Raw genomic sequence first — 21,277 nt, forward strand, 5'->3', positions numbered from 1 at the left:
CCGCCTACCGTTCGGCGCCGGGGATGGACATTTCAGATTTGTGAGGGGGGCGACGGGCGATGCACGGCCTATGGACGAGCGATCCGACGCGGCGGAGCCGCCGACGGCGGCCCTGGCGCACGGCCGCGCGCAGACGCGGCCACCACACCAGCCACCACAGCCATCAGCAGCGCAGGCACAGCGGCCGCAGGAGGCATGCGCATCCAGCCCACCGGGACCGTCGGGACCCGGGAGCGGCGCTCACCGGGAGGCCCCGGTGAGCGCGCCGCCCTCGGTGACGACCGCCTTCGACGCAGCCGTGCGCGCCTCGCATCCGCAGCAGGCAAAGCTGCCCCGGCGGCCGGCCGCCGGTGAACGCACACGCACGATGGAGCAACTCGTTCTCGCCCTGGTCTGCGCGGCCTACGCCGTCGGGGCCGCGTTCGACTGGGGTACGGACGAAGTGGCACTGATCATGGGCGACTTCGGGCTGAGCGCCGCGGCGGGCACCGCCTCGGTCTCGTGCTTCCTGTACGCCCGCAACCGGCGCGTCCGTTTCCGCTCGGCCTGGCTGCTGTTCGCCCTCTCCTCCGCGATGGCGGCCCTCGGCAACGCGGTCTGGGGCTGGTACGAGGTCGTCCTCGGCCGGCCGGTGCCCAGCCCCTCCTACGCGGACCTGTTCTTCCTGTGCTTCGCCCCGCCGGCCATCGTGGGCCTGCTGGTGCTCGCCAAGCGGCCGGTGACCAAGGCCGGCTGGATGTGCCTGGCGCTGGACGCCTGGCTGATCGGCGGCTCCCTGCTCACGCTGTCCTGGAGCCTGGCGCTCGCCCAGGCGGCCCGGTTCGACGGACCGAGCGTGGCGCACACCGCGCTGTCGCTGGCGTACCCGCTGCTCGACATCGCGCTCGTCAGCATGGTGCTCGCGCTGCACTTCCGCCGGACCCCGGGCAACCGCACCGCGGTGAACACGGCGATCGGCGCGCTCGCGCTGACCGTGATGTGCGACGCGCTGTTCACCTCGCCGCTGCTGCACAGCAGTTACCGCTCCGGACAGCTGCTGGACGCCGGCTGGTTCGCCGGTTCGCTGCTGCTCGCCTACGCCCCGTGGGCCGCACCCCGCCGCAAGGGCGCGGCGGAGGCCCACGTACCGGACGGGCACACGCGCGTGGTCCACGAGCACGTGCCCGGACAGCGCGGCACCGGCCACCACCACGTGTCCGAGCCCGCCCCGGGAGGTGATCACAGCCGGTATCCGGCCGGCCGGCCGCTCACCGGCTCCCTCGCCGCCCTCACCCCGTACCTCGCCGCCGCCGTGTGCACCCTGGGCATCCTGTACAACGTCCTCAACGGGCGCCGACCCGACCATGTCGTGCTGATCACCGCGGGCGCCGTCGTGCTCGCCCTCGTCATCCGGCAGGGCATCATGCTGCTGGACAACATCACCCTGACCCAGGAACTGGCGCAGAAGGAGAACCACTTCCGCTCCCTGGTGCAGGGCTCCAGCGACGTGATCATGATCGCCGCGCCCAACGGCGTCCTGCGCTACGTCTCCCCGGCCGCCGCCGGGGTCTACGGCCGCTCCGCCGAGGAACTGGTGGGGACCGAACTGGCCGGCCTCATCCACCCGGAGGACCTGGGGTGCGTGGTGCACGAGGTGCGCCGCTTCCTCGCCGCCAGCCCCCTGGAGGAACCCACCACCCGCATCGAGTGCCGTTTCCGGTCCGGCGACGGCGGCTGGCTCAACGTCGAGTCGACCGTCAACCGTCACCACGGCGGCCTGATCTTCAACAGCCGGGACGTCACCGAGCGCGTCCGCCTGCAGGCGCAGCTGCAGCACAACGCCGAGCACGACCCGCTGACCGACCTGCCCAACCGCGCGCTGTTCACACGGCGCGTGCAGCAGGCCCTGTCCGGCCGCCGCGCCACCGACCGGGGGGCCGCCCTGCGGGGCACGGCCGTGCTCTTCATCGACCTGGACGGCTTCAAGGCCGTCAACGACACGATCGGGCACCAGGCCGGGGACGAGCTGCTCGTCCAGGCCGCCCGCAGACTCCAGGACGCGGTCCGGCAGGGGGACACCGCGTCCCGGCTGGGCGGCGACGAGTTCGCGGCCCTGATCACCGGGGACGGCACCCGGGAGCGTGCCGCCCGGGAGCGGAACATCCTGGAGCTCGCCGACCGCCTCAGGGTGACCCTCTCCCAGCCGTACGCCATCGACGGCAGCGACGTCAGGGTCAACGCCTCCATCGGCGTCGCCTTCGCCGAACCGGGCCTCGGCGCGGGCGAGCTGCTGCGCAACGCCGACCTCGCGATGTACCGCGCGAAAGCGGCCGGAAAGGGCCGGGTCGAGCTGTACAGGCCGCAGATGCAGCAGGACGTCGTACGCAAGGCGGAACTGGCCACCCGGCTGCGCGCCGCACTGCACGACGGCGAGTTCGCCCTGCTGCACCAGCCGGTGGTGTGCCTGGAGGGCGGCCGGATCACGGCGGTGTCGGCGCAGGCGCGCTGGCGCTCCTCACAGGGGGTGCTGTTCACCCCCGCCGAGTTCCTGCGGGTGACCGAGGACGGCGACAAGACCGCCGAGCTGGACCGCTGGATCCTGCAGGCGGCCGTCGAGCAGGCCGCCGAGCGGGCCGCGACCGGGACCGTCGTACCGGTGGCCGTCCGGATGAGCGCCCGGCGCTTGCTGGACCGCTCGATTCCGCTCGGCTCCGTGGAGGCGCTGCTGACCCGGCACGGGCTGCCGCCCGGCGCGCTGCTCCTGGAGCTGTCCGACACCGATCCGCGGGTCTGCCTGGACGACCTGGAGCGGCGGCTGACCGTGCTCAGCCGGCTCGGGGTGCGGATCGCGCTGGACGGCTTGGGCAGCGGCTACGCGGCCATCACGGCGCTCAGAAGGCTCCCGGTCGACGTCCTGAAACTCGACCGCAGTCTGGTCGAGGGCGTCGTGGAGTCCGCGCGGCTGCACAAGATCACCAGCGGTCTGCTGCGGATCGCCGGGGATCTCGGGCTGCAGTCCGTGGCCGAGGGCGTGGACCTGCCGGAGCAGGTCGTCGCGCTGCGCGCGATGGGCTGCACGCACGGGCAGGGCATGGCGTTCGCGGGGCCGCTGGACGAGTACCGGCTGCGCCGGGTGCTCGGATCCGGCCACTACCCGGTGCCGCACGCACCGGCCGAGCCGGCGTTCGCGGGGACCGCGAGTGAACCGAAGGGGCGCGTCGGTGTCGAGGGCGCGAGCGCGCGGAGGCCCGAAGGGTTGAGCACGGTCGCGGTCTCGACACCGACTGGAGCGCCCCGGAGGTGAACGCGCCATGGAAAGGTGTGAGCGAGCCGAAGGGGCGCTCCGGGGTGTACACAGGGGGTGTTACGGCTGTCTTCGGAGGCGGCAGTGCCCTTCGTTCACATTCTGAGACTCCCGTCCCACCCACTTGACACGTGGTGCGCGTCAGGGGGAGGGTCAGTGCCATGCGCACCCGAATTCTCGTACTTGGACAGCGCGTCGGCTGAGCTGGGACCCACCGGAGGACGATCCGGCAACCCCAGCGACCTCACCGGCGCGCTCCCCTCGCTTGCCTTGCGGCACGAGGGGTTTTTTGTTGCACGAGTGCTTTTCGTGCAGCGCGTGAACTCCGTACAAACCTCGCAAAAACCCTCAGCATCGAGAAGAGAATGCCGATGACCGAGCAGGCCACCGGGGCCCATCCGCAGCCGCGGCCCCGATCCGGAGGACAGCAGTCCGCCCCCGTCGAGCACGTCACGGGTGCGCAGTCCCTCATCCGCTCCCTCGAGGAGGTCGGCGCTGACACGGTATTCGGCATTCCCGGCGGCGCGATCCTGCCGGCGTACGACCCCCTGATGGACTCGACGCGGGTCCGTCATGTGCTGGTCCGCCACGAGCAGGGCGCCGGCCACGCGGCCACCGGCTATGCGCAGGCCACCGGCAAGGTCGGCGTCTGCATGGCGACCTCGGGCCCGGGTGCGACCAACCTGGTCACGCCGATCGCCGACGCCCACATGGACTCCGTCCCGCTGGTCGCGATCACCGGCCAGGTGGCGTCCAAGGCGATCGGCACCGACGCCTTCCAGGAGGCGGACATCGTCGGTATCACCATGCCGATCACCAAGCACAACTTCCTCGTCACCAAGGCCGAGGACATCCCGCGGATCATCGCGCAGGCGTTCCACATCGCCTCCACCGGCCGCCCCGGCCCGGTCCTGGTCGACATCGCCAAGGACGCCCTCCAGGCGAAGACCGTCTTCTCCTGGCCGCCCACCATGGACCTGCCCGGCTACCGCCCGGTGACCAAGCCGCACGCCAAGCAGATCCGCGAGGCCGCCAAGCTGATCACCTCCGCCAAGCGGCCCGTCCTCTACGTCGGCGGCGGCGTCATCAAGGCGCACGCCACCGCAGAGCTGAAGGTCCTCGCCGAACTCACCGGAGCGCCCGTCACCACCACCCTGATGGCGCTCGGCGCGTTCCCCGACAGCCACCCGCTGCACGTGGGAATGCCGGGCATGCACGGTGCGGTCACCGCCGTCACCGCGCTGCAGAAGGCCGACCTGATCGTCGCTCTCGGCGCCCGCTTCGACGACCGCGTCACCGGCAGGCTGGACAGCTTCGCGCCGTACGCCAAGATCGTCCACGCCGACATCGACCCGGCCGAGATCGGCAAGAACCGCGCCGCGGACGTGCCGATCGTCGGTGACGCCCGCGAGGTCATCGCCGACCTGGTCCAGGCCGTGCAGAAGGAGCACAGCGAGGGCCACAAGGGTGACTACACCGCCTGGTGGAGCGACCTCAGCCGCTGGCGCGACACCTACCCGCTCGGCTACGACCAGCCCGAGGACGGCTCGCTCTCCCCGCAGCAGGTCATCGAGCGCATCGGCCAACTCGCGCCCGAGGACACGATCTTCGCCGCCGGCGTCGGCCAGCACCAGATGTGGGCCGCGCACTTCATCCAGTACGACAAGCCCGCCACATGGCTGAACTCCGGCGGCGCCGGAACCATGGGCTACGCGGTCCCGGCCGCCATGGGCGCCAAGGCCGGACAGCCGGACCGCACGGTCTGGGCGATCGACGGCGACGGCTGCTTCCAGATGACCAATCAGGAGCTGACCACCTGCGCCCTGAACAACATCCCGATCAAGGTCGCCATCATCAACAACGGCGCCCTCGGAATGGTCCGCCAGTGGCAGACCCTGTTCTACAACCAGCGCTACTCCAACACCGTGCTGCACAGCGGCCCCGACGACATCAACCCGGAGGCCAAGGGCACGCGCGTGCCGGACTTCGTGAAGCTGTCCGAGGCGATGGGCTGCGTGGGCCTGCGCTGCGAGCGCCCGGAGGACCTGGACAAGGTCATCCAGGAGGCGAACTCCATCAACGACCGCCCCGTCGTCATCGACTTCATCGTCCACGAGGACGCGATGGTGTGGCCGATGGTCGCCGCCGGCACCTCCAACGACGAGATCATGGCCGCCCGGGACGTCCGCCCCGACTTCGGCGACAACGAAGACGACTGAGCGAGAGAGACGTAAAAAGATCATGTCCAAGCACACGCTCTCCGTCCTGGTGGAGAACACGCCGGGCATCCTCGCCCGGATCGCCGCCCTGTTCTCCCGCCGCGGCTTCAACATCGACTCGCTCGCGGTGGGCGTCACCGAGCACCCCGACATCTCCCGCATCACCATCGTGGTGGGCGTCGAGGACCTGCCGCTGGAGCAGGTGACCAAGCAGCTCAACAAGCTCGTCAACGTGCTGAAGATCGTGGAGCTGGAGCCCGGTCAGGCCGTGCAGCGCGAACTCGTCCTGGTGAAGGTCCGGGCCGACAACGAGACCCGCTCCCAGATCGTCGAGATCGTCCAGCTGTTCCGCGCCAAGACCGTCGACGTCTCCCCGGAGGCCGTCACCATCGAGGCCACCGGATCCAGCGAGAAGCTGTCCGCCATGCTCAAGATGCTGGAGCCGTTCGGCATCAAGGAGCTGGTGCAGTCCGGCACGATCGCGATCGGCCGCGGCGCCCGTTCGATCACCGACCGCTCGCTGCGCGCCCTCGACCGATCCGCGTAAAGCTGAAGTACGGCTGAAACCGGGCGGCCGGCGACACGCCGTCCGCCCGGATGCCGAGATCCCGAAACTTCCCTTCCCCTCACCGGCATACGGTGGGACGCACAACCTGCACACCAAGGAGAGAACCCAAAGTGGCCGAGCTGTTCTACGACGCTGACGCCGACCTGTCCATCATCCAGGGCCGCAAGGTCGCGGTCATCGGCTACGGCAGCCAGGGCCACGCCCACGCGCTGTCGCTGCGTGACTCCGGTGTCGACGTCCGCGTCGGTCTGCACGAGGGCTCCAAGTCCAAGGCCAAGGCCGAGGAGCAGGGCCTGCGCGTGGTGACGCCGTCCGAGGCCGCCGCCGAGGCCGACGTCATCATGATCCTGGTCCCGGACCCGATCCAGGCCCAGGTCTACGAGGAGTCCATCGCCCCGAACCTGAAGGACGGCGACGCGCTGTTCTTCGGCCATGGCTTCAACATCCGCTTCGGCTTCATCAAGCCCCCGGCCGGCGTGGACGTCTGCATGGTCGCCCCGAAGGGCCCGGGCCACCTGGTGCGCCGTCAGTACGAGGAGGGCCGCGGCGTTCCGTGCATCGCGGCCGTCGAGCAGGACGCCTCCGGAGGCGCCTTCGCGCTGGCCCTGTCGTACGCCAAGGGCATCGGCGGCACCCGCGCCGGCGTGATCAAGACGACCTTCACCGAGGAGACCGAGACCGACCTGTTCGGCGAGCAGGCCGTCCTCTGCGGTGGTACGGCCGCGCTGGTCAAGGCGGGCTTCGAGACCCTGACCGAGGCCGGCTACCAGCCGGAGATCGCCTACTTCGAGTGCCTGCACGAGCTGAAGCTGATCGTGGACCTCATGTACGAGGGCGGCCTGGAGAAGATGCGCTGGTCCATCTCCGAGACCGCCGAGTGGGGCGACTACGTCACCGGCCCGCGCATCATCACCGACGCCACGAAGGCCGAGATGAAGAAGGTCCTCGCCGAGATCCAGGACGGGTCCTTCGCCCAGCAGTGGATGGACGAGTACCACGGCGGTCTGAAGAGGTACAACGAGTACAAGCAGCAGGACTCCGAGCACCTGCTGGAGACCACGGGCAAGCAGCTGCGCAAGCTGATGAGCTGGGTGAACGAGGAGGCGTAAGCCTCACGTCAGGGGGCCGGGGCATGCTGCTCCGGCCCCCGTCTTCCATCTGTTGTCCACCCCGTCCAGCCCCGGACGGGTGATCCTTCCGTGGAGGCGCAAGACGCCCTGCGCCACGCCACTACACTGCTGCACACAACACGCGTCAGGCCCACAGCGTCGTGCGTCTTCCGCGGCTAGCCCCCCTCCTCCGCCTGCGGCCGTCGGGACGGCCGTCCGCATGCTCTGGACTTGTGAGGACCTCACGTGAGCTCGAAACCCGTCGTACTCATCGCTGAAGAGCTTTCGCCCGCGACCGTGGACGCGCTTGGCCCGGACTTCGAGATCCGGCACACCAACGGAGCCGACCGAGCCGAACTGCTCCCCGCCATCGCCGACGTCGACGCGATCCTGATCCGCTCCGCCACCAAGGTCGACGCCGAGGCCATCGCCGCCGCGAAGAAGCTCAAGGTCGTCGCCCGCGCCGGCGTCGGCCTGGACAACGTCGACGTCTCCGCCGCCACCAAGGCCGGCGTGATGGTCGTCAACGCCCCGACCTCCAACATCGTGACCGCCGCCGAGCTGGCCTGCGGTCTGATCCTCGCCTCCGCCCGCAACATCCCGCAGGCCAACGCCGCGCTGAAGAACGGCGAGTGGAAGCGCAGCAAGTACACGGGCGTCGAGCTGGCCGAGAAGACCCTCGGTGTCGTCGGCCTCGGCCGCATCGGCGCCCTGGTCGCCCAGCGCATGTCCGCCTTCGGCATGAAGGTCGTCGCCTACGACCCCTACGTCCAGCCCGCCCGCGCCGCGCAGATGGGCGTCAAGGTGCTCTCCCTGGACGAGCTGCTGGAGGTCTCCGACTTCATCACCGTCCACCTGCCCAAGACCCCCGAGACCCTCGGCCTCATCGGCGACGAGGCGCTGCGCAAGGTCAAGCCGAGCGTGCGCATCGTCAACGCCGCGCGCGGCGGCATCGTCGACGAAGCGGCGCTGTACTCGGCGCTGAAGGAGGGCCGGGTCGCCGGCGCGGGTCTCGACGTGTACGCCAAGGAGCCCTGCACCGACTCCCCGCTGTTCGAGCTGGACCAGGTCGTGTGCACCCCCCACCTCGGTGCCTCCACCGACGAGGCCCAGGAGAAGGCGGGCATCGCGGTCGCGAAGTCCGTCCGCCTCGCCCTCGCCGGTGAGCTGGTGCCGGACGCGGTCAACGTCCAGGGCGGTGTCATCGCCGAGGACGTCAAGCCGGGCCTGCCGCTGGCCGAGCGCCTCGGCCGGATCTTCACCGCCCTCGCCGGTGAGGTCGCGCACCGCCTCGACGTCGAGGTCTACGGCGAGATCACCCAGCACGACGTGAAGGTCCTTGAGCTGTCCGCGCTCAAGGGCGTCTTCGAGGACGTCGTCGACGAGACGGTGTCGTACGTCAACGCGCCGCTGTTCGCCCAGGAGCGTGGCGTCGAGGTACGGCTGACCACCAGCTCCGAGTCGGCCGAGCACCGCAACGTCGTCACCGTGCGCGGCACGCTCGCGAACGGCGAGGAGGTGTCGGTCTCCGGCACGCTGGCCGGCCCGAAGCACGTCCAGAAGATCGTCGCGGTCGGCGACTACGACGTCGACCTCGCCCTCGCCGACCACATGGTCGTCCTGCGCTACGAGGACCGTCCCGGTGTCGTCGGCACCGTCGGCCGCATCCTCGGCGAGGCGGGCATCAACATCGCCGGCATGCAGGTCGCGCGTGCCGTCGCCGGCGGTGAGGCGCTGGCCGTGCTCACCGTCGACGACACGGTGACCTCCGGCGTGCTGGCCGAGGTGGCCTCGGAGATCGGTGCGACGTCCGCCCGCTCCGTGAACCTCGTCTGACGCATCGACACCGTGAACCTCGTCTGACACATGCACAAGCGCCGGACGGGCTGACCTTCGTCAGCCCGTCCGGCGTTTTTCCGCGCTGTCCTACGTGTCGTCCCGCACCTCGATCTTCCGCAAGGACAGGGCCGCTCCCACCGCCGCCAGCACCAGGATCACCGCCCCGGCGATCGCCGCGCCCTGCATCCCGGTGGTGAAGGCCTCGCGGGCCGTGGCGAGCAGGGACTGACCGGCGGCGCCGGGCAGGTGGGCGGCCGTGGCGAGGGCGTCGCCCAGGGTCTCGCGGGCCCCGGCCGGGGCGGTGGCCGGCATCTCGTGGCGGTAGACCGCCGTACCGATCGAGCCGAGGACCGCCATGCCGAGCGCGCCGCCGAACTCGGCGCTGGTCTCCAGCAGGGAGGAGGCCGTGCCCGCCCGCTCCACCGGGGCGCCGCTCATGGCCAGGTCGGTCAGCTGGGAGACGATCGCGACCATCCCGCAGGCGAGGACGCCGGCGCCGGCGAGTGCCAGCCACAGCGAGTCGGTGCCGACGAGGGCGAGCATCGAGAAGCCGGCCGCCATGGCCGCGAAGCCGCCCGCGACGACGTAGCCCCGGTTGACGCCCCGCTGGACGAGCTGTGCGGTGACCGGACCGGCGAAGCCGATGAACACCGAGGGCAGCAAGCTCCACAGGGCCGCCGACAGCGGGCTCTTGCCGAGGACCGACTGCAGGTACTGCGTGGTGAAGATGGCCGAGCCCATCATGGCGAGGGCGGCGACGAGGTTGAGGACCAGCGCCGGGGTGAAGCCGTGGCCCTTCAGCAGGGCCGGCGGGATCAGCGGGGAGGCGTTCGTGCGCTGCCGGCGGACGAAGAGAGCCGCGAAGAGCAGGCCGACGACGACGGAGACGACGTAGAGCGGGTGCCAGCCCTCGGAGGGGATCTCCTTCAGGCCGTAGATCACGGGGAGCACGGCGGCCATCGACAGCGGGACACTCAGCCAGTCGAAACGGCCCGGGTTCGGGTCCTTCGACTCCGGCAGCAGCACCGGGCCGAGAAGCAGCAGCAGGGCCATCGCGGGCAGGTTCACCAGGAAGACCGAGCCCCACCAGAAGTGCTCGACCAGGATGCCGCTCATCACCGAACCGAGCGCGATACCGCCGGTCATGACGCCGGACCACAGCCCGATCGCCTTCGCCCGCTGGCCGGGGTCGGTGAACATCGTGCGCAGCAGCGCCATCGTCGACGGCATCAGGGTCGCACCGCCGATGCCGAGGATCGCGCGGGCCGCGATCAGGGTCTCGGCGCTGTTCGCGTAGGCCGCGAGGAGCGAGGCGGTGCCGAAGGCGGCGGCGCCCGTCAGCAGGAGCTTGCGGCGGCCGATGCGGTCGCCGAGGGAGCCCATCGTCATCAGCAGGCCGGCCAGGACGAAGCCGTAGACGTCGAAGATCCACAGCTGCTGGGTGCCGCTCGGGTGCAGGTCCGCGGCGATCGCGGGGGTCGCGAAGTACAGGACCGAGACGTCCATCGAGACCAGCAGCAGCGGCAGCATCAGCACGCCGAGAGCGGTCCACTCGCGGCGCCCGGCGCGGGCGGGGGCGGCGCTTTCGGCGCCGGCGGAGGAGGTGGTGCTCGTCGAGTTCGTCATGCCAGTGACTGTACGGGCGTCTTAAACGCTTGTCTAGAACGGATGTATAGGTCATCTGTCTAGGACGTTCGTATGGATCGGCGGTAGGGTTGGTGGGCATGGGACACCGTGAAGATCTGCTCGAAGGCGCCAAGCGCTGCCTGCTGGAGAAGGGGTTCCTGCGCACGACCGCGCGGGACATCGTCAAGGAGTCGGGCACCAACCTGGCGTCCATCGGCTACCACTACGGGTCGAAGGCCGAGCTGCTGGTGCAGGCGTACGTCTCGCTGATCGAGGGCGTGGGGGAGCGGTTCGACCCGGGGCTGGGCGGGACGGTGACCGAGCCTCCCGGTTCGCTGGCGCGCTTCCAGGAGGTGTGGACGAGCGTCATTCGCACGGTGCCCGAGTCACGGGCGATCTGGATGCTGAGCTTCGAGCTGATGTTCCAGGACGAGCGGCTGGAGGAGGTGCGCAAGCTCTTGGCCGAGGCCCAGAAGGAGGGCCGCTCCGGTCTGGTGGCGATGTTCAGCGGCGTCCCGGAGTCCGATGTCGACCCGGAGGCGGTGGACACTGAGGGCCGTCTCTACCAGACCCTTCTCAACGGCCTCATGGTCCAGTGGCTCTTCGACCCGTCCTCGGCAACCACCGCCGAGCAACTGACGGCGGGGCTACGGCGGATCATGGCGGCGGCGGGCGCGGAGACTCGGTGAGGGGCTGGGCCGGGTTGGGCCGGCCGGGCGGGGCTGAGATCGCGTAGGCCGAGAGGTGGCCGTTGGCAACTCTTCAGCTAGGTCTGCCGCCCATCCGCGCCCGCTTCAGTGCCATGTGCAGGAGCAGGCGGTCCTCGCCGTCGTCCAGGTCCAGGCCCGTCAGCTGCTCCACCCGGGAGAGGCGGTAGTACAGGGTCTGGCGGTGGATGCCCAGTTCGGCTGCCGTACGGGCGGCCTGGCCCGCGCAGTCCAGGTAGACCTCGGCGGTGCGGGCCAGTTCCCGGTGGGCGGGGGCGAGGAGAGGGCCGACGACGGGATCGTGCGCGGCCTGCGGCGGCAGCGCCGTCAGCAGCCGGTACGGCCCGATGCGCGCCCACTGTGCGACCGGCCCGAACCGCGGCTCGGCCAGCGCGGCCCGCGCGGCTGCCGTGGCCTCCTGCCAGACCGTGCCCAGCTCGGCGAGTCCGTTTCGGGCATCACCGACCCCGGCCGCGCATCCGGCGCCCGCGGCCACCCGGGCCGCCGCTCCGGCGAATCCCGCCGCGGCCGCCGCGGCCGCCCGCGCCCCGGCTCCGCGCGCCGCGTTCCCCGATGCGCCGGGAGCCGCCCCGCCGCCAGCCGCCCCGCCGCGACCCCCCGCACCACCAACTGCCCCTCCAAGCACCCCCTCCGCCTCCCTGAGCAACCGCCCAGCCGCCGTAAGGGCCGGTGTGCTCACCTCCGTGGTCCGTAGCCGTACCAGCAGTGCGAGGCTCTGTTCCGAGGGGCCCCAGGGGAGGGTGCACAGGGCGGTGGCGTGGGGGATCGTGCGGGCGGCGGGGGCGTCGTCCGGGTCCGGTGACGGCCAGGGGGCCACGCAGACGAGGGTGAACGGGCCGTCGGCGCGGGGGCCGAGGGCAGTGCGCAGTTCGGCCACCGCCATGTCCTGCTGCCAGCCGCGCTCGGCGGTGAGCACCGCCCGCAGCTCCCGGCTCAGCCCGGCCCCGGCCTCCGCCTCGTCCGCGAGCAGCGCGCCGATCCGGCCGGCCACCTCCATCGCGGCGGCCAGCTGGGCGTCCGTCGGCCCGGGGTCGCCTTCCAGGAGCCAGACGTAGCCGAGGACCACACCCCGGTGGCGTACCGGCAGGCAGATCCGGCCGCGGTAGACGCCGGCCTCCGGGCTCCGCGGGATCCGTACCGGGCCGGTCGCGCGGGTGATGCCGAAGCCCTCGAACCACGCCCGGACCGTGGCCGTGGAGCGCCGGGTCAGGATCGAGCGGGTGCGCACCGGGTCCAGTGCGGAGGGATCCAGCTCGTCGTCGCTGTCGTACGCCGCGAAGGCGATCAGCTCGAAGTCGCGGTTCTCCAGGGTCGCCGGGACCCCGAGCAGCTCCGAGATCTCGTCCACGAGCTCCTGGTAGTCACCCTTGAAAGCCTTGAAATCCGCCGCCACTCGGGCATTCTCCCTCATTCTCCGGCGGTCTTCATACATCTGTCTGAGATCCGGTGCACGGATGCGTGACAGCTGTCGATGGCTCACGATCGGAGAGATCCTTAGGTTTCACGGTGGTTCTCCGTGCCGTACCCGAAGCGTTGGGTAATGGCCTATTTGATGCTTGTCTGTGGAGGTGCCCCGTGCTGGGTCCCGTGATTCTCGCCGCGTCGCGCAGCGACCGGATGCGACGCCTGATCTCGGCGGCCCCGGTGACCAAGCAGGTCGTCGACCGCTTCATCCCCGGCGAGACCGTCGACGACATCGTGCCGATCATCAAGGACCTGACGGCCAAGGGCCTGGAGCTGACGATGGACGTCGTCGGCGAGGACATCACCACCCCTGAGCAGGCCACCGCCGCCCGGGACGCCTACCTGCTGCTGATCGACCACCTCAAGGAGCTGCAGCTCGGCGAGAAGGTCGAGATGTCGGTCAAGCTGTCCATGTTCGGGCAGGCGCTGGAAGGCGGGCACGAGCTGGCGCTCGCCAACGTCCGGCCGGTCGTCGAGGCCGCCGCCGCCATCGGTACCACCGTGACGCTGGACGCCGAGGACCACACCACCCTCGACTCGATGTTCGCCATCCACGAGGAGCTGCGGAAGGACTTCCCGCAGACCGGCTGTGTCATCCAGGCCTACCTCTTCCGCACCGAGGCCGACGCCCGCCGCCTCGCCGCCGCCGGCAGCCGCGTCCGCCTGGTGAAGGGCGCCTACAAGGAGCCCGCCGAGGTCGCCTACCAGCAGAAGCACGAGATCGACAAGGCGTACGTCCGTGTCCTGCGGATCCTGATGGAGGGCGAGGGGTACCCGATGATCGGGTCGCACGACCCGCGCCTGATCGCCATCGCCCAGGAGCTGGCCCACAAGGCCGGCCGCAAGCTCGACGAGTACGAGTTCCAGATGCTGTACGGCATCCGCGGCGACGAGCACCTGCGCCTGGCCGCCGAGGGCCACCGCATGCGCGTCTACACCGCCTACGGCACCGACTGGTACGGCTACTTCATGCGCCGTCTCGCGGAGAAGCCGGCGAACCTGCGCTTCTTCCTCCGCTCGATGGTCAGCAAGGGCTGAGTCCGAACACCCGCTCACGTACAAGGAGTCAAGGAACCTATGGACGCTGTGACCCAGGTCCCCACCCCCGTCAACGAGCCGGTGCACGGCTACGCCCCCGGCTCGCCCGAGCGCGCCCGGCTGGAGGCCAAGCTCAAGGAGCTGGCCGAGAACCCGATCGACCTGCCGATGACCATCGGCGGCGAGCGGCGGATGGGCGGCGGCGAGCCGTTCCAGGTGGTCCAGCCGCACAACCACAAGGCCGTCATCGGCACCCTGCGCAACGCCACCCGGCAGGACGCCGAGGACGCCATCGACGCGGCCCTGGCCGCCGCGCCGGCCTGGCGCGCCATGGCCTTCGACGACCGCGCCGCGATCATCCTGCGCGCCGCCGAGCTGCTGGCCGGCCCCTGGCGCGAGACGATCGCCGCCTCCACCATGCTCGGCCAGTCGAAGACCGCCCAGCAGGCCGAGATCGACACGCCGTGCGAGCTGGTCGACTTCTGGCGCTTCAACGTGCACTACGCCCGCCAGATCCTCGCCGAGCAGCCCCCGGCGAACTCCCCGGGTGTCTGGAACCGCCTGGACCACCGCCCGCTGGAGGGCTTCGTCTACGCGATCACGCCCTTCAACTTCAGCGCCATCGCGGGCAACCTGCCGACGGCCCCCGCCCTCATGGGCAACGTCGTCGTCTGGAAGCCGTCCCCGACGCAGACCCACGCGGCCGTGCTGCTGATGCAGCTGCTGGAGGAGGCCGGTCTGCCCAAGGGCGTCATCAATCTCGTCACGGGTGACGGCATCGAGGTCTCCAAGGTGGCCCTGGAGCACCGCGACCTGGCGGGCATCCACTTCACCGGTTCGACCAAGACCTTCCAGTACCTGTGGAAGACGGTCGGCAACAACATCGAGAAGTACCGCTCGTACCCGCGTCTGGTCGGCGAGACCGGCGGCAAGGACTTCCTGGTCGCCCACCCGTCGGCCGACCGGGCGGTGCTGAAGACCGCCCTGACCCGCGGTGCCTTCGAGTACCAGGGCCAGAAGTGCAGCGCCACCTCCCGCGCCTACATCCCGGCCTCCATCTGGAACTCGGGCTTCAAGGAGGAGTTCGCGGCCGAGGTCGACTACCTGACCATGGGTGACGTCACCGACCTGTCGAACTTCATCGGCGCCGTGATCGACGACCGTGCCTTCGCCAAGAACAAGGCCGCGATCGACCGCGCCAAGGAGGACCCGACCTGCGAGATCGTCGCGGGCGGCAGCTACGACGACTCGGTCGGCTACTTCGTCCGTCCGACGGTCATCGTCTCCACCGACCCGGAGAACGAGATCTTCCGCACGGAGTATTTCGGCCCGGTCCTCGGCGTGTACGTCTACGAGGACGACAAGTACGACGAGATGCTGGCTCAGATGGAGTCGGTCTCCGACTACGCCCTGACCGGCTCGGTCATCTCCAACGACCGTGCGGCGGCCGCCCACACGATGGAGAAGCTCCGCTACGCGGCGGGCAACTTCTACATCAACGACAAGTCGACCGGCGCCGTCGTCGGCCAGCAGCCCTTCGGCGGCGGCCGTGCCTCCGGCACCAACGACAAGGCCGGCGCCCCGCAGAACCTGCTGCGCTGGACGCTGACCCGCGCCATCAAGGAGACCCTGGTCCCGCCGACCGACTACTCCTACCCGCACATGGGCTGATCCTCAGCCCCCGTGAACACGGGCCGGCAAGCCTGACCTCTGAGCAGGCTTGCCGGCCCGTTCCCATCAGCGGACGGTTCTGCCTCAGCCGCCGGGTGAGACGATGGCGCCATGGCCGTCCGACTCCGTCTCGCCCACACCGCCGACCTCGAACCCGCCGAACTCGACGCCGCCCGCGCCCTGTTGGACCAGGCGTTCGAGGGGGACTTCTCCGCCGACGACTGGGAACACGGGCTCGGCGGGATGCATGTGCTCGTCCAGGACGAGGGCGGGCTCGCCGCGCACGGGTCCGTGGTGCAGCGGCGCATCCGGCACCGGGGGCGCTGGCTGCGCACGGGCTATGTGGAGGCCGTCGCCGTACGCGCCGACGTTCGCCGCACCGGTCTGGGCGGGCGGGTGATGGCGGAGCTGGAGCGGGTGATCGACCGGGCCTACGACCTCGGCGCGCTCTCCGCGAGTGAGGAGGGCGAGCTGCTGTACGCCGCGCGCGGCTGGCAGCGGTGGCCCGGCCAGGTGCACACCCTCTCCCCGGCCGGGATCGTGCGGCTGCCGGAGGAGGAGGGGTACGTCCATGTGTGGCCCGCGCTCGCCGGGCCGCTGGACCCCGGCCGGGAGCTGGTCTTCGACTGGCGGGACGGCGACGTCACCTGACGGCTCGTCAATCTCGCGGCAAAGACCCCGGCATCGACGTGACCGTCACCGTCGTACGGGAGCTGGGTGCCGGCACCGCCGGCGAGGTCGCCACGGGGCGGGCCGACCTCGGGATCGCCACCCTGAGCGGGCCGCCGCCGACCGGACCGGTCGGCGGGGTGCTGCCGGCGGAGCCGTACTCCCTGGCGCATCCGGCCGGGCACCCGGATCGTGTCGGTTTCGTCACCACCCCGGAGCTCGCCGCCACGGCCGCCGTACGGGACGTGGTCCGTGCCCTGCGGTCCCTCGGAGCGCCGTCACCCGAACACCCGAAAGCCCAGCTCAGAGCGGTGTGACGGGGACCGCCGTCTCAGATAGTAGGAAGTCCGAGTAATTATGGAGACAGGAGCGGGCCGCTCCCTTAGTTTTGTAGGAGCCGAACGTCTCGCTCGATCAAGCGAATGGCGGTCGTGAGCCGGGCCCGGTGCAGGCAACCCCTGCGGCCCTCGGCTCCCCGCCCCTTCCGGCGTCTCGCAATCTCTCATTGCCGTGCTCCGTGTTTGCCGAAGGAGTCGATTCCCATGGCCGAGACGACCGTCCGCCGCCGCGTCCGCCACGTGACCCGCGCGAGCGAGTCCGACCGCAAGAACGCCGCCGCCGCCCTCCAGCGCGCCCTCGACCGCCGCGACAACGGCGGCGAGACCGGCCACTGAGCCCTCGTCCGATGCCGTCCACGTCGTCCATATGGCGGACGGGTCATGTCATTCCCTGGGACAAGGAGTAGGGTGCCCGCATGTCTCGCAGCATCAATCTCGCAGTGATCCCCGGGGACGGCATCGGACAGGAAGTCGTGTCCGAGGGTCTCAAGGTCCTCTCCGCCGTCCTGCCGCAGGATGTGAAGCTGGAGACCAAGGAGTACGACTTCGGCGCCAAGCGCTACCACACCACCGGTGAGACCCTCACCGACGCCGATCTCGACGCGCTGAAGCAGCACGACGCCATCCTGCTCGGCGCCATCGGCGACCCGTCGGTGCCGTCCGGCGTGCTGGAGCGCGGCTTCCTCCTGAAGCTCCGCTTCGCCTTCGACCACCACGTCAACCTGCGCCCGTCGAAGCTCCTGCCCGGTGTCGCCACCCCGCTCGCCGGCCAGCCGGAGATCGACTTCGTCGTGGTCCGCGAGGGCACCGAGGGCCCGTACACCGGCAACGGCGGCACCATCCGCAAGGGCACCGAGCACGAGGTCGCCACCGAGGTCTCCGTCAACACCGCCTTCGGTGTCGAGCGCGTGGTCCGGGACGCCTTCGCCCGCGCCCAGGCCCGCCCGCGCAAGAAGCTCACCCTCGTCCACAAGAACAACGTGCTGACCTTCGCGGGCCACCTGTGGACGAACGTCTTCAACAAGGTGGCCAAGGAGTTCCCCGAGGTCACCACCGACTACATCCACGTCGACGCGGCGACGATCTACCTCGTCACCGACCCGGCGCGGTTCGACGTGATCGTCACCGACAACCTCTTCGGCGACATCATCACCGACCTCGCCGCGGCCGTCTCCGGCGGCATCGGCGTGGCCGCGAGCGGGAACATCAACCCCTCCCGCGAGTTCCCCTCGATGTTCGAGCCGGTCCACGGTTCCGCGCCCGACATCGCCGGCCAGGGCAAGGCCGACCCCACCGCCACGGTCCTGTCCGTCGCCCTGCTGCTGCGCCACCTCGGCTACGACGGCGAGGCCGACCGCATCGACACCGCGGTCGCCGCTGACCTCACCGAGCGCGCAGCGCTGGGTGCCCGCAGCACCTCGCAGATCGGCGACGCGCTCGCCGCCCGAGTAGCCGGCTGACCCGGCGCTCACCCACGAAGCCGCCGGGTCGGACGACCGCCCGGCGGCTTTTCCATGTCCCCGCCGGGTGCCACCATCGACCCCTGGGCCGCTTTCACCCCCATTCCTTCCGCCGTGGGCCCCGCGCGATAATCGAACGCGGAGCCGCGGTATGAGGGAAAGCTCGGACGTCCTATCACTGAGAGGTCGCAGTGACGGGGCGTGAGCGCGGCCCGTCACTACAACCGGTGAAGGACAAACCACTCATGACGACGCCCACGATCGAGCTCAAGCCCTCCGCCACCCCTCTCGCCGCCGCAGAGCGCGAGGCGATCCTGGCCAACCCCGGGTTCGGCCGCCACTTCACCGACCACATGGTGACGATCAAGTGGACCGAGGGCCGCGGCTGGCACGACGCCCAGCTCGTCCCGTACGGCCCGATCTCCCTCGACCCCTCCACCCACGTCCTGCACTACGGCCAGGAGATCTTCGAGGGACTGAAGGCCTACCGCCAGCCCGACGGCTCGATCGCGCTGTTCCGTCCCGAGGCGAACGCCCGCCGCTTCCGCAACTCCGCCCGCCGCATGGCCATGGCCGAGCTGCCCGAGGACCTGTTCATCGCCGCGCTGGACGCGCTGCTCTCCCAGGACGCCGACTGGGTTCCGCCGCACGGTGGCGAACAGTCCCTGTACCTGCGTCCGTTCATGTTCGCCACGGAGGCCGCGCTCGGCGTGCACCCGGCGAACGAGTACCTGTTCATGCTCATCGCCTCGCCCTCCGGCGCGTACTTCGCCGGTGGCGTCAAGCCGGTCACCATCTGGGTCTCCGAGGACCACGTCCGCGCCGTCCCCGGTGGCACCGGCGACGCCAAGACCGGCGGCAACTACGCCGCGTCCCTGCTGCCGCAGGCCGAGGCCGCCGCGCACGGCTGCGACCAGGTCGTCTACCTCGACGCGGTCACCCGCACCAAGGTCGAGGAGAGCGGCAGCATGAACGTCGCCTTCGTCTACGGCGACCGGATCGTCACCCCGGAGCTGACCGGCTCGATCCTGGAGGGCATCACCCGCGACTCCCTCCTCCAGGTCGCCCGCGACCTCGGCTACACCGCCGAGGAGGGTGTGGTCACCCTGGAGCAGTGGCGTGCGGACGCGGCCTCCGGTGCCCTCACCGAGGTCTTCGCCTGCGGCACCGCCGCCGTGGTCACGCCCATCGGTCACGTCAAGACCAAGACGGACGCCTGGACCCACGGCGATGGCAACCCCGGCGAGGTCACCCTCCGCCTGCGCGAGGCCCTGCTCGGCATCCAGCGCGGTGTGACGGAGGACAAGCACGGCTGGATGCACAAGATCGGCTGAGGTCCGCTCGACCGGCTGTCCGACGGGAGTGAATGGCGCGCGCGTTCGAGGCGTACCACCACTCCCGCCCGGGTATCCACCTCTTCCGCGGGGGCGCGTGCCCCCGCGGACACGCGTCCGGGGTGACACCCGGCACGGGGGGAGGTGGTCAACACCGTGTTCGTGATCGGTCCGCTGATCTCCCGCGCCCAGGAAGGCCGGGTCCGTGAGCACACCCGGCTGGACCACGAGTGGTTCGCCTCCCAGGTGCACGGCGCCACGGCGCCACAGCCTGCGTGAAGGTGCTGGACACCTTCTCCAACCCGTTCGGAACCGCGCGACCAGCCCCCACCGGCCCGCGGGTCCATCACGGCGCTTCCAGCGGAGCGCCTAGCGCCCGCTCTCGGCGCCCACCGCTTCCCGCGCGGCCTCGACGCGGGCCGATGCCGGTTGCCGGGGCGTCAGGAGCAGGTAGATCAGGCCGCCGACCGCGCCCGACAGCAGGAAGCTGCAGTCCACACCGCCGGTCAGGTGCAGCAGCGGGCCCTGGTACGACGGCAGGGACACCGCGAGCAGCCCGACACCGGCGCCCAGCGCCCAGGAGACGGCCGCCCGCACGTTCCAGCCGGCGCGGTACCAGTAGATCCCGCCCCGCGAGCGGCGGTTGAAGACCTGCAGGGCGTCGGCGTCGTACACACCGCGGCAACGGGCGAAGCCGATGAGGGTGATCACGGCCCACGGGGTGCCGATGGCGGTGAGCAGCAGCACGAAGGACGTCATCGCGGACTGCGCGTTCCAGGCGTAGTGGCCGACGAACACGCAGGCCGTGGCCACGATCGCGACGGTGTAGGTGGCACGGGCGCGGGACGCCCGGGGCAGGATGGCGTCCAGGTCCAGGCCCATCGAGTACAGCATCAGACCGGCGTTGCCGACCGAGCCGGCCGAGGCGGACAGCAGCAGCGGGATCAGGTACCAGGTGGGGGAGGCCGCCACCAGCGGACCGGCGTAGTCCAGCGCCGCGTGGGCGCCGTACGCGGTGAAGGTGCCGAACAGTTGCGGCACCAGCAGGCCCAGGGTCAGCCCCAGCCAAGTGGCCCGCAGGACGCGGCGGCCCGAGTGCCGGGCCGGGGAGATGTAGCGGGTGTAGTCGCCGAGCAGGGTGATGAAGGCGATGGGACCGGACAGGCCGGCGGCCACGGCCGACAGGAACCAGGTCGGCCAGAACGAGCCGAGCAGATAGCCGCCCGTCCGGGGCATGGCCGCGGTGGTGAAGTGCGGGGCGTAGGCGAAGACGCCGAGCACCAGCAGGATCGTCATGCCGATGGACAGCACCTTGGACATGTTCAGCAGCACCCGGTAGCCGTACACCGCGCCCGCGACCGTGGCGCCGGCCAGCAGCGCGTAGACGGCGGCGTACGACACCCCGTCCGCGGCCAGCCCGAACATCCGGCCGAGCACGCTGATCATCACGTCGCCGCCGATCCACACCGTCAGCGCGGTGTACCCGAGGGCGAGCAGCAGGCCGACGACCGAGCCGACCAGCCGGCCCCGGACGCCGAACTGGGCGCCGGAGGAGGTGGAGAGGTTGGTCGCGGTGCGCAGGGAGATGAGGGCCAGCGGTGCCGTCACCGCCGTACCGACGATCGTGCCCGCCACGATCGAGCTGACCGACGCCCACCAGCCGAGCCCGAAGGACGGCGGCAGCCAGCCGAAGATGATCACTCCGAGGCAGAGGTTGGAGCCGAGCAGGATCGAGACGAGGTCGCGCGGACCGCTGGTCCGCTCCTCGTCCGGGATGGTGTCGACTCCGCGCTGTTCTATCGGCATGCCTGGTCTCCTTCGACTGCCGCCGGTCGGTTTGAGCGACGTTCAATGTGACGTGAGGTCTCGCCCCCGGTCAATGCTTCTGTTTCACGAATTCTGTGTTTAGAGTGATGTTCTAAAGTCGGGAA

At 70.5% G+C, this 21,277-nt stretch carries 17 protein-coding genes; 14 read left to right on the forward strand and 3 right to left on the reverse strand.

Going from position 1 to position 21,277, the window contains the following annotated elements:
• Nucleotides 1-256 precede the first annotated feature (256 nt).
• From ACWCQS_RS17615 to serA, 5 genes are all read left to right on the forward strand, one after another.
• On the forward strand, nucleotides 257-3,283 hold the full coding sequence (locus ACWCQS_RS17615) for a putative bifunctional diguanylate cyclase/phosphodiesterase (RefSeq protein ID WP_451005242.1): 3,027 nt from the start codon (nucleotides 257-259) through the stop codon (nucleotides 3,281-3,283).
• Between the two features lie 371 nt (nucleotides 3,284-3,654).
• The gene (locus ACWCQS_RS17620; protein WP_450980438.1) at nucleotides 3,655-5,502 is read left to right on the forward strand and encodes an acetolactate synthase large subunit; all 1,848 of its coding nucleotides are present in this window, start codon (nucleotides 3,655-3,657) and stop codon (nucleotides 5,500-5,502) included.
• Between the two features lie 22 nt (nucleotides 5,503-5,524).
• Nucleotides 5,525-6,049 carry an acetolactate synthase small subunit gene (gene ilvN, locus ACWCQS_RS17625; RefSeq protein WP_055708145.1) on the forward strand — a complete coding sequence of 175 codons (525 nt, stop codon included), beginning with the start codon at nucleotides 5,525-5,527 and terminating at the stop codon, nucleotides 6,047-6,049.
• 131 nt (nucleotides 6,050-6,180) lie between these two features.
• A complete protein-coding gene (gene ilvC, locus ACWCQS_RS17630) occupies nucleotides 6,181-7,179 on the forward strand; it encodes a ketol-acid reductoisomerase (RefSeq protein WP_451005243.1) in 999 nt (332 codons plus the stop codon).
• 246 nt (nucleotides 7,180-7,425) lie between these two features.
• Nucleotides 7,426-9,015, forward strand: a complete 1,590-nt coding sequence (gene serA / locus ACWCQS_RS17635; RefSeq protein WP_451005244.1) for a phosphoglycerate dehydrogenase — start codon at nucleotides 7,426-7,428, stop codon at nucleotides 9,013-9,015.
• Nucleotides 9,016-9,105: 90 nt separating this feature from the next.
• Here the strand turns inward: serA and ACWCQS_RS17640 are convergent, their stop codons facing one another.
• Complete coding sequence (locus ACWCQS_RS17640) at nucleotides 9,106-10,644, reverse strand: MFS transporter (RefSeq protein ID WP_451005245.1); 1,539 nt, start codon at nucleotides 10,642-10,644, stop codon at nucleotides 9,106-9,108.
• Nucleotides 10,645-10,742: 98 nt separating this feature from the next.
• On the opposite strand from ACWCQS_RS17640, the gene ACWCQS_RS17645 reads away from it, so the two are divergent.
• Complete coding sequence (locus tag ACWCQS_RS17645) at nucleotides 10,743-11,333, forward strand: TetR/AcrR family transcriptional regulator (RefSeq protein ID WP_451005246.1); 591 nt, start codon at nucleotides 10,743-10,745, stop codon at nucleotides 11,331-11,333.
• Nucleotides 11,334-11,406: 73 nt separating this feature from the next.
• Here the strand turns inward: ACWCQS_RS17645 and ACWCQS_RS17650 are convergent, their stop codons facing one another.
• Complete coding sequence (locus tag ACWCQS_RS17650; RefSeq protein ID WP_451005247.1) at nucleotides 11,407-12,783, reverse strand: PucR family transcriptional regulator; 1,377 nt, start codon at nucleotides 12,781-12,783, stop codon at nucleotides 11,407-11,409.
• 164 nt (nucleotides 12,784-12,947) lie between these two features.
• On the opposite strand from ACWCQS_RS17650, the gene ACWCQS_RS17655 reads away from it, so the two are divergent.
• The 8 genes from ACWCQS_RS17655 to ACWCQS_RS17690 all read left to right on the forward strand — a co-directional run bounded on the left by ACWCQS_RS17655 (nucleotide 12,948) and on the right by ACWCQS_RS17690 (nucleotide 19,625).
• Nucleotides 12,948-13,874 carry a proline dehydrogenase family protein gene (locus ACWCQS_RS17655; protein ID WP_451005248.1) on the forward strand — a complete coding sequence of 309 codons (927 nt, stop codon included), beginning with the start codon at nucleotides 12,948-12,950 and terminating at the stop codon, nucleotides 13,872-13,874.
• Nucleotides 13,875-13,913: 39 nt separating this feature from the next.
• Nucleotides 13,914-15,545 (forward strand): L-glutamate gamma-semialdehyde dehydrogenase, encoded by a 1,632-nt coding sequence (gene pruA / locus ACWCQS_RS17660; protein WP_451005249.1) that lies wholly within the window; start codon nucleotides 13,914-13,916, stop codon nucleotides 15,543-15,545.
• Nucleotides 15,546-15,656: 111 nt separating this feature from the next.
• Entirely contained in the window at nucleotides 15,657-16,196 is a 540-nt protein-coding gene (locus tag ACWCQS_RS17665) for a GNAT family N-acetyltransferase (RefSeq protein ID WP_451005250.1), read from the forward strand.
• Nucleotides 16,197-16,234: 38 nt separating this feature from the next.
• Nucleotides 16,235-16,531 (forward strand): hypothetical protein, encoded by a 297-nt coding sequence (locus ACWCQS_RS17670; protein ID WP_451005251.1) that lies wholly within the window; start codon nucleotides 16,235-16,237, stop codon nucleotides 16,529-16,531.
• Between the two features lie 225 nt (nucleotides 16,532-16,756).
• Nucleotides 16,757-16,888 carry a hypothetical protein gene (locus ACWCQS_RS17675; RefSeq protein WP_283844273.1) on the forward strand — a complete coding sequence of 44 codons (132 nt, stop codon included), beginning with the start codon at nucleotides 16,757-16,759 and terminating at the stop codon, nucleotides 16,886-16,888.
• 80 nt (nucleotides 16,889-16,968) lie between these two features.
• Nucleotides 16,969-18,012 (forward strand): 3-isopropylmalate dehydrogenase, encoded by a 1,044-nt coding sequence (locus ACWCQS_RS17680; RefSeq protein WP_451005252.1) that lies wholly within the window; start codon nucleotides 16,969-16,971, stop codon nucleotides 18,010-18,012.
• 245 nt (nucleotides 18,013-18,257) lie between these two features.
• Nucleotides 18,258-19,346, forward strand: coding sequence for a branched-chain amino acid aminotransferase (locus tag ACWCQS_RS17685; RefSeq protein ID WP_451005253.1), 1,089 nt, complete (start codon nucleotides 18,258-18,260; stop codon nucleotides 19,344-19,346).
• Between the two features lie 156 nt (nucleotides 19,347-19,502).
• Entirely contained in the window at nucleotides 19,503-19,625 is a 123-nt protein-coding gene (locus tag ACWCQS_RS17690) for a hypothetical protein (RefSeq protein ID WP_451005254.1), read from the forward strand.
• Between the two features lie 90 nt (nucleotides 19,626-19,715).
• Here ACWCQS_RS17690 and ACWCQS_RS17695 read toward each other — a convergent pair whose 3' ends face one another.
• Entirely contained in the window at nucleotides 19,716-21,152 is a 1,437-nt protein-coding gene (locus ACWCQS_RS17695) for a cytosine permease (protein ID WP_451005255.1), read from the reverse strand.
• Nucleotides 21,153-21,277: the final 125 nt, after the last annotated feature.

The organism is Streptomyces sp. NPDC002076 (assembly GCF_053593835.1).